This window comes from Paenibacillus sp. RU5M (assembly GCF_900221055.1).
GTDB classification, from domain to species: Bacteria; Bacillota; Bacilli; order Paenibacillales; family Paenibacillaceae; genus Paenibacillus; species Paenibacillus marchantiae.
This window is the reverse complement of sequence record NZ_OBQM01000003.1, coordinates 92,093-103,948: the sequence shown is the minus strand read 5'-3', so window position 1 is coordinate 103,948 and position 11,856 is coordinate 92,093. Positions and strand designations below refer to the sequence as shown.

Here is an 11,856-nt window from a genome sequence, read left to right as displayed (position 1 = left end):
GTTGATTTAACCGATTATCACACTAATCTCTAAGGTATAATAAATGACATACTATTATAACAACCCTCGTCTCACAGGAGCTAATAATCCATTTTAAAGGAGGCTTATCCATGAAAATAGAACGACTTGATCATCTCGTGTTAACCGTGGAAAATCTGGAAGCAACGATTGCATTTTATACGAATGTTTTAGGTATGCAGGTAGTCGAATTCGGCCAAGGCCGAAAAGCATTACAGTTTGGACAGCAAAAAATCAATCTGCATGAACGTGGCAAAGAGTTTGAACCCAAAGCTCATATCCCCACACCGGGTTCAGCAGATCTTTGTTTTCTGGTCAGCACACCGCTGGAGGAAGTCATTGCGCATTTAACACGACAGAACACGAAGATCGAAGAAGGACCAGTCAAGAGAACAGGTGCACTGGGGCCAATCTGTTCGGTGTATATACGTGATCCTGACGGTAATCTGATCGAACTATCCAATGCTTTGTATGCATAAACCATCAGCTCTCACTCTCCATATGGCAGCAAAAAGATCCTGAAAAGCCTCGGCTTCGCAGGATCTTTTTTGATTTATAGCATGAATAATTACATAGCTCAACTATTTACGGTTAGATACCGCTCTCATCACTTGGGAATAGAAAAGGTACTGCCTTCCTTCTCACAACCGGTTAACACGTTAAAAACACGTCCTTGCTCACTCTTCATCGTACCGATCCCTTCGCAGGTGTTGGTCGTAATCCCCTGTTTGGAGCCATAGAGATCCCTTGAGTCATCATAAGTCGATTGAATGGCTGAACCATCGTAAATCAATTCATAGATGATGGGCCCACCTTCAATGGTATACTTCGTCACACGAACCTGATCCTGCTGTTTGTTCTTCACATTCTTCACAAATGTTTTCCACTTATCCTTGTTCCGCATGCCTTCCAGAAGCACAACGACATCCCCACTTTGCTCCGCTTGCTCAGGGTTATGGGGCTCAATAATCTCCGGAAATGAATTCATGATTACTGGAGAACCCACTGTCGGATCATTTGCCTCACAGGCTGTTAACATCATTAACGCTAACAAAAGCGTGAGCAGTACTCTTTTCATCCAATCACCTCATGAATTAAGACGCTAAATTCTCCGTACATGTTACCTATGTGCTGTTAGAAATAACGTAAACACACTCAGCACGGATCTTCAATATAAAGGAATTTTTATCATTTGTATGTAACTTCATCCCTCCATAAAGTGTCTATATAACAATGCATCATTCACGTCCATCTCATCTGAAAAAGAGGCGATACCCATGCGTTCGATTAACCCATCCGATGACATAGCAAAAGAAAAACCACGCTCCACTTCACGCTTGAATCATAGACCTAATAGTAAAAGTAAATCGTCCCGACGATTCGCCACTGCAATGGCTACAGCATTAGTTGCGTCCAGCTTGTTGTTGGAACTGACAGCTGAGCCAATTACTCATGCAGCCACTAACGTACAGCATTCCACCAGTAACACTTCTGTTCAATCGAATGCAGCAAACACAGAGAAGAAACTCCACTATACCGCTGTAGAGGGGGCTTATTATTACACAGTCGCCTTGAGAAGTGATGGTTCGGTCTGGACCTGGGGCCGCAATCTGTTTGGAGAGCTGGGTGTGAGCGAGAACATTCGATATCGTCATACATTTAGTCCCATCCGCGTACCGGAACTATCTAATGTAATAGCTATTTCAGCCGCCGGTGGTGGAATCAACGCAGCCGTTCAGGCAGATGGAACGGTCTGGGAGTGGGGTGCTGGCAAACTACCAAGCAAAGTCGAAAGCATCAACTCTGCGAAGGATGTAGTGACTGGTTCTTTCAATGTCGCCCTTCTCCAGAACGGGACAGTCTGGTCATGGCAGCGCCCTAATGCTCAAGGAATCAATTCAGATGATCTCATACGTAAACCACATGCGATTAGCGGACTAAAAGATGTTATTCAGGTTGGATCCGCAGGTCTGCATGGATATGCTTTGAAGAAAGATGGCTCCGTATGGACGTGGAACGAGCCCGAAGAACCCGATAAAGTCCTGTCCAAACCTACCAAGATAAAAGGTCTGACCAACATATCTTCGATCACAAGAACAAATACGTCCCTGCTTGCACTGGATAAGAACGGGAAAGTCTGGGGTGTGGACGAGACAGGGAAAACATTCGCCTTTCATTACGACTTCAAGGTGAAGAAGATGGATGGAAATACGCAATATATGTTATTACTCACGACATCCGGTGAGGTGTACAGCTACGGAAGAAGCGTGAACGGCAAAGAAGGAAAAGTAAACCATTTATCCGGTATTACCGATATTTCAGCAGGATATTACCACAGTCTTGCCCTATCCTCGGATGGAACCGTCTGGGGCTGGGGAAGTGATAAATACGAGGAAGCGGGTGCACCTGCAACGTCATCTGGAGGAATGGTCTACAAACCCGTTCAAGCCAAAATTGGCACAGATGTATATCTGAACGGTGAGCTATTCCAGTCAATGTATGCCGCTGTTGAAACGCCTAAGACTGTGCAACTGCCAATTAAAGCCATCGCCACAGCACTTGGAGCAAAATTTGAGATTCATCAGGTGAAAGGTAGCCCGAACCACTATACGTTGAATTATGACAATCGGACAATCACAATCCGACCTAACGAGACACAGTATGTTATAACTTCCTCAGATGCATCTGAGGAGCGAGTCATGCAGATACCTGAACCCATAAATAACTACTCGGGAGCAACTACAGTACCTTTTGAGGTATTGCGTGGTTTGGGATTGAACCTGTCCTGGGATTCAGAGAAAGCGATGCTGACCATTGACGATGCTGATAAGAAAGATTCAGGAAGCTAAACGAATCGTTTAACATACAAAAAAATCCCCTTCAGGTAAACGTCCTGTTCTTAAAGAACACCGTTTACTTAAAGGGGATTGATATAAATCGTATAAATCATCTCTATCCCCGAACTACCATATCTGAACTACTATATCTGTTACTCTACTTCTCGAACCGGAACCAGCCAAAGTCAAACTGACTACCCGGCAGGAAAATAAAGGTCACCTTCTGCACACTTTTAACCTGCTCAAGCTCAAACACCCGCTCCTCATATCCATCGGACTGTGTGAATTCGACCAGCTGATTGCTCTGTCCGTCCTCACCTGCAAAGCGGATATGGATCGTGTTTTTATCGATTGTTGAACGTCCATAGATCACAAGCTTGGACGTGCCTTCTGCTGTGAAGTCCATATTTTCAAACTCCAACGACACATTGTTTCCGATCCCCTCGACATGATCACCCTCGATCTTGAACGTATCCCCGTAGAGGTGATCGCATGATGCAGCCGTATTCTGTTCAAATGCCCGGCTTTGGCGCTCGAATGAGAAGCCTTTGATATGAATCTTCTGCTTCAGCACAAAACAGATCGACGTAATCCCGCTCAGCCGCTTGGACAGATGATACGTCTCTTCCTGATACACATTCCATCTGGATTCTTTGTCATACACCACATCTGCCAGCAGTGTACTTCCCTCTTCATCCGGCATACCTTCCCAGATCTGAATGAAGTACTCTTCACTGGACAACGCAAAGATTGGAATCGTAATGGTATCGGAGCCGTACGGCCCGAAGTCGATATTGCGGAAGCCCACATGTGTCTCCCCGTCCCGGCTTGTCGCTACCCCTCGCTCATTGCCGTTACCGACATCCCCTTTGGTGTAATCGTACAGCCCGCCTGTAATAAAGCCGTATGGATCTTTGTAAGCCGTACCCAGACCAGTTGCTTTGAACTCCAGTTGAGAAATCAGTTTTGTTTTATCGGTACCATTACTGCTCGTCGCACGAAGACGGAATTCCCCATCGCCCAGAGCGGATACGTTGACTTCCAGACCGTTGGCTTCGACCTTGGCAATGTTAGATTCGATACCCGCATCGTTCACCACTGCCCACTCGATATCGCGGTAGGATGTGTTCTCCGGATACAGCTTGGCGCTCACCGTCATCTCCTGTTTCGATTCATCGAATAGCTGTCCACCTTCGCTGACAATCTCGATTTTTCGCAAAGGAATCTCCTGCACGTGGCCCGTTAGAACCGGACGTTCTGTATTACTCATGAGTACGATATGCTCCTGACCTGCAGCGGCCTCGGAATCACCTAAGGTACGATCTCCTGCGCCTGCAACAGCTCGTGATTCGAACTCGGCAGCTGCACTTTCCAACCCTTCCGAAGTCACCTCAATCCGCACGGTTCCCGATTCGTTCGTTGCCCCGATAATTGCCATCAGTTTGCCGCTGAACAGCCTTCTGCTCAGTCCTTTATATGGATCATAGTCTGTGCTATCTCCATTATCCAGACCCAACAGACGGCCTGCACCTGTCACTTGGACCTGCACACGATTGTTGGCATTTTGCACCGGATTGCCCGCTTCATCTTCCACTTGAATTTCCACGAAAATAAGATCTGTACCATCTGCTTGCAGCTGCTCCCGATCGGCTTGCAGACGAATCTTCTTCGCATCTGTAAAGGATCTTTGCACATCCGTTGCAATTACGTTGCCGTGTTCATCATAAGCGATGGCTTTGAGCTCGCCTTCTTCATATGGCACTTTCCACCAGCCTGCCAACTGGGTTCCCTTTGCATGGTCGATATCATACGTGCCGATTGTCTTGCCATTTAGCTGCAATTCAACCTTCGGCGCATTACTGCACACGCGTACATCGATCAGCTGACCCGGGCTGAAATCCCAGTAAGGGAACAGATGAACCATCGGACTTTTCTTGTAATCCGTCCAGGCTGCTTGGTAGATATAGTAGGAATCTTTCGGAAACGTTGCTGTATCCAGCTGTCCAAAATACGAATTCTTTGTATGATACGGTGTTGGTTCTCCAATATAATCGAATCCGGTCCACAGGAACTGCCCCAAGGAATACGGCGTATCTCGTTCTGCCAAAATGCAGTATTCTGCCGACTTCGCGCCCCAACTTGTCGTACTGTTCCCAAGTGCCGAACACTGCTCATCATCATCTGCCAGTATGGATTGCTCGAATGGGAAGTGATAGACCCCACGGCTCTGCACCACAGACGACGTTTCACTACCATAGATAATCCAGTCCGGATGTTCTTCGTGATGTTTGTCGTAGTATTTTTCCGCGTAGTTATAACCTGCGAGCTTCACGATATCGGCGCATTTTTGTGCGTTTTCCCACGGCATGTAGTTCGAACCGATCGTCACGCCTGCATTCCCTTTTGGATCAAATTCCAATACATAATCCATCAGCATGCGGGTTACTTCCTGCCCCCGCTCATCCGCATGAGTGTCGTAAATCTCGTTACCGATACTCCACATAATCAGACTTGCATGGTTACGGTCACGCTTCACCCAGCTCTTCACATCAGTATGTGCCCATTCCGGGAAAAATCTCGCATAGTCGTAAGGGGTTTTGGCTCTCTCCCACATATCGAACGCTTCCGAAACGATCAGCATACCCATCTCATCCGCAAGTTCCATGAACTCTTTGGCAGGCATGTTATGAGCGGTACGGATGGCGTTAACGCCCATTTCCTTCAACAGCACAAATCTTCTGCGCAGCGCCGTTAGGTTAAAAGCAGCCCCCAGCGCCCCAAGATCATGGTGTTCACACACGCCGTTCAGCTTCATCTTGACCCCATTCAGGTGGAATCCTTCGTTTGCATCCAGCTTGATATCCCTGAAACCAATCCGCTGTGTGACGGTCTCGATCGTCTCATAGCCCTGCTCACCTGTAGCTACTTGTAGTTCCGTTACCAGATCATACAGATTCGGTTCATCCGGGCTCCATAACTTCGGAAGATCGACCGTCAGCTGTTGGCTGTTGGATTGTATCTCTCCATGTCCAGCGTCTTGACCCGCTGTAGCTGTAACGTCCTCTTTGCTGGATACGATCTGATTACCCTGATACCAAATCGTGTGCACAAGTTGTGCGTTCTGATTGAGACTCAGCTCCGTATCCACCTCAACCTGCCAGCCTTCTGGCTGCTGCTGAATCGATACATAGGTACCGTCTGTGACGATATGATTCCGATCTCTCGTTTTGAGCCACAAATTGCGATAAATTCCGGCTCCCGAATACCATCTGCTGTTGGGACTCTGATGCACAACTTTGACTACAATTTCGTTGTCACCCTCCACCAAAGCACTCGTGATCTCATGCTCAAAAGTCGAATAGCCGTACTTCCATTCCCCGACAAGTTGCCCGTTCACATATACGGAAGAATCCATGTACACCCCGTCAAAGCAAAGCAGAAGCTGCTGCTCATCCTTCGTATATGGGAAAGTCTTGCGATACCATCCGATGCTGTCCTCATACAGTTCAAGCGTATTATAGATCAGCCAATCATGAGGAAGCTCAACTGGTTCAAACGGTAACCCCACAGGCTCCGTAACATCCAGCTTACTTTTCGCAAATTGCCATCCATCCGTAAAAAGCTTTTTCTGATTCATCTCAGCTCTCACTTTCTGTGTGTATTAATGATTGCGGTTACAAACAAAAATAGACCACTTACCGAAAACCTTTTCGAAAATACTTGGTGAGACAATAACACTTCACTTGATTATATCACCTGACCGCCTCTGTACGTCACTTCTTAGAGAATTTATATCGAAAAAAACTACATTCAAAATAGATATGACAATAGAAAAGAACTGCCTCATCCGTAGAAAGATCTACTTCAAAGGCAGCCCCTGGTCGCTACTATTTTAGTTTATGAAATTAATTATAACTCGTTGCCAGCCACTGGGCTGGAGCCCAAGACAGTTGTCCTGCCCCTGCGCCGGATGTAGACTTCAGTCTTGCCTGAAGTCCGGCAGGATCTTCTGCCGTGTAGCTGTATGGCAGCGCAGCTAATCCATTCCAGGAGAACGGCTTCAAGGATGCCGGTACTGGTGAAAGTGGACTTTTGGCATCGTCGCTGTTGCCTCTAAAGCTGCTTCCGTCCAGTGAATAGATCGTATCTATCGCTGCAATTTTCCCCGTGTAATTGCTTTTCGACTCATCGGCCTGATTATTACGCAGCGGATATTGCACGCCAAGGATGACCGAATTCTCTAACAGCACCGCACCACTTTCCGTAGAAATTGCACCATTGCTGGTAATTCCAAAATGATATCCTTTAGCCGAGATGGCTTTAGACATACTGGACGTGATGTTTTTCTTCAAATCCCAGGTAGAGGCATTATCCATGACGATATTGTATGCATGCACATTCCCTCCACGCAGGCGTGGCATACGATCCTGGATATCCTTGTAGTAATTGTGGTGTAGGGTGACTTCCAGATCAGCATTGTCACTTGCGAACTCTGTAGCGCCAATTAGATGTCCCTTCTTCTGGCTCGCCGCCACTGCGATGATCTGTTCCATACTCATGCCAACAGCATTGCTTCTCAGATAGGCATACATCGGGTAGGCCGATTTATTGGCTTCCAGCGCATTGATCTGCTGGGTGACCCAGCTATTAGGACCTTGATCGTCCCCTACAAAGGATGACCAGGAAATAGTGACGCCTGTACTGCCCTTTTTCACATCAACAAGTCCATCGTATGCTTTGTGGAATGTGGCATGATCAATCCAGACGTTGCTGCTATTCTCAACGGTAATGTAGTCCCAATCGTTTTTATCATAATTGCCCTTGGTAGCCTCATCCCACTCCCAAAGTTCATCGAATGCCAGGTTGCGAATAATTACGTTGTTGCTCCGTTTGAACGTGAACGCTGCATGCTTGATTGTTGCTCCATTAGCCGAGAAAATGGTCAGGCCATCGAAGTTATCAATGCTCACTCTGCTAACCCCTGTCTTCATCAGAACAGGATGTGTCAGCGCATTATTATGTGCGCTAAAAGGAGCAGCCTGAGCTGCCGCAGGAAGCTCGTTCCATCCCAGATCCAGATCATTCATGATCTCAATTACTTTGGTTTTGGAGCCTTTCTTCAAGGCCAGAGCCAGATCACTGGCGGTATATACCCGCATATAACGTAAATCAGTATCCGAGATGATACCACCACCGGTCGTATTCGCTGCGGCAAAACCAGTCAAATTATACGCAGCCCATTCTGTTGTCTGATCTGGCTCCGTAGGTTCAGTTCCAGGATCGGTCGGTGGTGTTTCTGTTGACGGATCGCTTGGTGTACCCGTGGATGGTTCCGTTGTTGGATCGGTCGGTGGTGTGACTGGTGTTGGATCTCCGATATTCGAGATATTCACATTATCGTACATGACAAGAGACTTCAAGGTCACCAACCCTGCACTCCCCTTGGTCATGTCGGTATCTGTAGCAGACAGCTCCAGTACACCATTCACGTACATGTTAATGGATGAACCGTTCATTTCAAGTTTGACGTTATACCATCTATCCACATCCAGCTTATAATCGGATTTTGTGGCGAGCGTTGTGGTAGAACCATTCACTTTTTTCCGAATTTCAAGTTTCCCGCCACTGCTGTTGTACAAGGACGCTGCATAATAATTGTTGGCATCCGCATATCGGCCTGCTACATACGTGCGAGTCGATCCGTTGAAATCGACGACTTTCACATCCGCTGCAATGGCATAGTTACTCCACTCCGCATCTCCCGCCGAACTTCTGCCCTCGCTCTTGCCCGATTGATAATATACTGCGTTTCCCTGATCCTGAACGACAGACCAACTGCCACTCGTGGACGTCCATTGGGCATCCCCATTCTCAAAGGAATCCTGCGTCCATCCACCCGCTTGAACGGGATGAATTAGCCCAAGCGAGAGCACAAGACTTATGCTTAACGCCAGGATTATCATTTTGGTAAATCGTTTGTTTCTACTCATGAATTATTCCTCCAATATGTATGAATCAACTCCAATGCTATTTATCGGGCGTACCGTTATAAACGGAAATAGGTTTAAAGTATTAATAAATAAAACCAAAATTCATTATGATTTTTCATATATATCCTTTCTGAAAATATTCTGAAAGAACCAGATGCCTCATTTTCCCCGAACAAATGTACACGTTTAAACATCGAGATATCTCTTTATACCTACTTAATCACCCCCGTCATTACAGCTTTCTATGATGGTGTACCAATATGAAAATGCATGAAACAATATAAAACAACCAATTTACTGTCAATCGATTCCTGTAATTTCTTGTCGCGCTATGTTAGATTATCCATTGGAATAATATCACATATATAGATAGGAGAAATTAGAACGTGAAGAAATCATGGGTACTATCCATCATTATGAGTTTTGTTTTGCTTGGCGGGGTATTTGCACCTGCAGGGTCCTATGCCGCTGCTGCGGATGACTCAACTACTACATATTCGGAAGACGCATACTCCGAAGTTGACACAACAGAAGAAGAGCCGGAACTTACAGCCGACGAAGCAGATTTCTTGAACTACATGGATCAACTGGATAGCGCATCCGTATATGAGGAGAAAGCTTTCGATGCTTTGGGCGGGGGATTTTACATTACATCTTCCAATCGCAAGTCCGTTTTCCTCAAATTGACCAACACAGCGATTCCTAACTACACCAAATATGTATCCAAGCTGAAATTGATTAAACCACAAAATACGGAGCTGCAAAAAATTCATGCCAACTTGATCAAAGGAAGCTATACTCAGTTGGAAGGATTCCAACTCGCGAAAAAAGCGGTCTCCAAAACAACGGTAAATAGCGCTGTCCTGAAACAAGCCAACGCCAAAATTGATACTGGCAAGAAAAATATCGAGAAGTTCCAAAAAGAATTGTCTGCCTATGCCAATAAACTCGGGTATGAGTTTTAAAAAATAGTACCTAAATTTAAACGGTGAATTCAAGTCACCTTTACCTCATATATGAAGCGAAAAGCACCCTGCGTTTCGAATTCGATATATTGAGATTCCAGGAAAAAAAAGTGTTTTCTTTTTCCAATTTAGTTCGTATAATAGCACTATAATCAAAAGGCTATGCTGCCGAAAGGTACAACCTCGTGAACATTGGGGTTGTGCCTTTTTTGCGTTTATAGCCATATGATCCATCCCAGATAAGGAGTGAATGCTATGTTACTTGAAGCTATTTATCATCGTCCCAAAATGAATTGGTCCTACGTATATGACCGTTCCACCATGCACCTGAGGCTCCGTTCCAAGCGGGGCGACCTGGATGCTGTTATCGCCATCATCGGGGATAAATATGCATGGGATCGTACGGTTCTCCACCTTCCGATGCGAATCTTTGCCCGTGATGCCCTGTTCGATTATTGGGAAGTGGAAGCGCAACCACCCTACCGCAGATTACGCTACGGCTTCCAACTGATCGAGGGAGAAGAATCGGTCTGGATGACGGAACGGGGATTCGAACAGACTCTGCCTGATCATCCGTTGGAATTTTTCGATTTTCCATTTATGAATCCGGTGGATTTCTTCGAGGCACCTGCTTGGGTTAAGGATGCTGTGTTCTATCAGATCTTTCCTGAACGTTTTGCCAATGGTGATCCGTCGATCAGTCCAAAAAACGCTGAACCTTGGGGCGGTGAACCGACGCCTGTCAATTTTTTTGGAGGTGATTTACAAGGCGTTCTGGACCACCTCGACCATCTGAGCGCACTTGGCATTAACGCCATTTATTTCTGCCCGGTGTTCCAGGCTACAACCAACCATAAGTACAATACCGCAGACTACCTGAGGGTCGATCCGCACTTTGGCACCAATGAGAAATTGAAGGAACTTGTGGATGCATGTCATGAACGCGGCATACGGGTAATTCTGGACGCAGTGTTTAACCATTCAGGCAGAGAGTTCCTTCCATTCGCGGATGTGCTTGAAAAAGGGGCGGCTTCCCGTTATGCAGATTGGTTCCATGTCAGAGAATGGCCGGCACGTATCGAGGATGGTATTCCCACATATGATACCTTTGCCTTTGAACCTCTTATGCCTAAACTGAACACAGAGCATCCCGAGGTTAAAGAATATTTGCTGGAGGTGGCCCGCTACTGGATTCAGGATATGGGTATCGATGGTTGGAGGCTGGATGTTGCCAATGAGGTAGACCATCAATTCTGGCGTGAATTCCGCCAAACGGTCAAATCACTTAACCCGGATGCCTATCTGCTCGGCGAAATCTGGCATGATTCCATCATGTGGCTGCAAGGGGACCAATTCGATGCAGTCATGAACTACCCGTTCACGAATTCAGTCATGGATTACGCTGTGCTTGGCAAGCTGGATGGCCTCGGATTCGCCAACGAGATTGGCAAACTGCTTGCTGCGTATTCACAGCCTGTAACCGAAGCAGCTTTCAACCTGCTCGGCAGTCATGATACGCCAAGACTGCTCACCCTATGTGAAGGGGATGTACGCAAGATGAAGCTGGCTGTCATTCTGCTGCTTACGTACCCAGGTGCTCCTTGTATCTACTATGGCGACGAGGTAGGGCTGGATGGTGGCTATGATCCAGGTTGTCGCAAATGTATGGAGTGGGACGAACAGAAGCAGAACAAGGATCTGCTCGATTTCTTCACCCAAGCCATTGCCCTGCGTAAACAACACGCTGCATTGCGCAGTGCGGACATCACCATGATTTACGCGGAAGCCGGAGACCCGTGCATTGCCATTGGACGCAAGGATCAGGAGACCGGGGAACAATTTGTACTCGTCCTGAATGCAAGCGAAGAACCGCGCAGTATGGAGCTGCCATTACACCAAGGAACTTGGCGTAATGTATTCTCAGCCACAACTCGGGAAACTCAGCAGAACAAGCTGAAGCTGGACTTGGAAGCGTACGGTTTCTCCCTGTTGCAGTTGGATGTCAAATCACACGTTAAGGCATAACAATTACATTAATGAACAGCC

General features: G+C 46.6%; 7 protein-coding genes. 4 read left to right on the top strand and 3 right to left on the bottom strand.

Annotated features, from left to right (window positions below; genetic code table 11):
* The first annotated feature begins 110 nt into the window (after positions 1-110).
* Positions 111-497, top strand: coding sequence for a VOC family protein (locus tag CRO25_RS11110; protein ID WP_079695010.1), 387 nt, complete (start codon positions 111-113; stop codon positions 495-497).
* Positions 498-625: 128 nt separating this feature from the next.
* Here CRO25_RS11110 and CRO25_RS11105 read toward each other — a convergent pair whose 3' ends face one another.
* A complete protein-coding gene (locus tag CRO25_RS11105; RefSeq protein ID WP_079695009.1) occupies positions 626-1,096 on the bottom strand; it encodes a DUF4362 domain-containing protein in 471 nt (156 codons plus the stop codon).
* 199 nt (positions 1,097-1,295) lie between these two features.
* On the opposite strand from CRO25_RS11105, the gene CRO25_RS11100 reads away from it, so the two are divergent.
* Positions 1,296-2,867 (top strand): stalk domain-containing protein, encoded by a 1,572-nt coding sequence (locus CRO25_RS11100; RefSeq protein WP_079695008.1) that lies wholly within the window; start codon positions 1,296-1,298, stop codon positions 2,865-2,867.
* A 145-nt stretch (positions 2,868-3,012) separates the two neighbouring features.
* Here CRO25_RS11100 and CRO25_RS11095 read toward each other — a convergent pair whose 3' ends face one another.
* Together CRO25_RS11095 and CRO25_RS34135 are read right to left on the bottom strand one after the other, a co-directional pair.
* Positions 3,013-6,492 carry a glycoside hydrolase family 2 TIM barrel-domain containing protein gene (locus CRO25_RS11095; RefSeq protein WP_079695007.1) on the bottom strand — a complete coding sequence of 1,160 codons (3,480 nt, stop codon included), beginning with the start codon at positions 6,490-6,492 and terminating at the stop codon, positions 3,013-3,015.
* A 268-nt stretch (positions 6,493-6,760) separates the two neighbouring features.
* Positions 6,761-8,845: a family 16 glycoside hydrolase gene (locus CRO25_RS34135; RefSeq protein WP_306291808.1), complete on the bottom strand. Its 2,085-nt coding sequence runs from the start codon at positions 8,843-8,845 to the stop codon at positions 6,761-6,763.
* 386 nt (positions 8,846-9,231) lie between these two features.
* Between CRO25_RS34135 and CRO25_RS11085 the strand changes: the two genes are divergently transcribed.
* A complete protein-coding gene (locus tag CRO25_RS11085) occupies positions 9,232-9,810 on the top strand; it encodes a hypothetical protein (RefSeq protein WP_063566008.1) in 579 nt (192 codons plus the stop codon).
* Between the two features lie 255 nt (positions 9,811-10,065).
* Complete coding sequence (locus tag CRO25_RS11080; protein ID WP_079695006.1) at positions 10,066-11,835, top strand: alpha-glycosidase; 1,770 nt, start codon at positions 10,066-10,068, stop codon at positions 11,833-11,835.
* Positions 11,836-11,856: the final 21 nt, after the last annotated feature.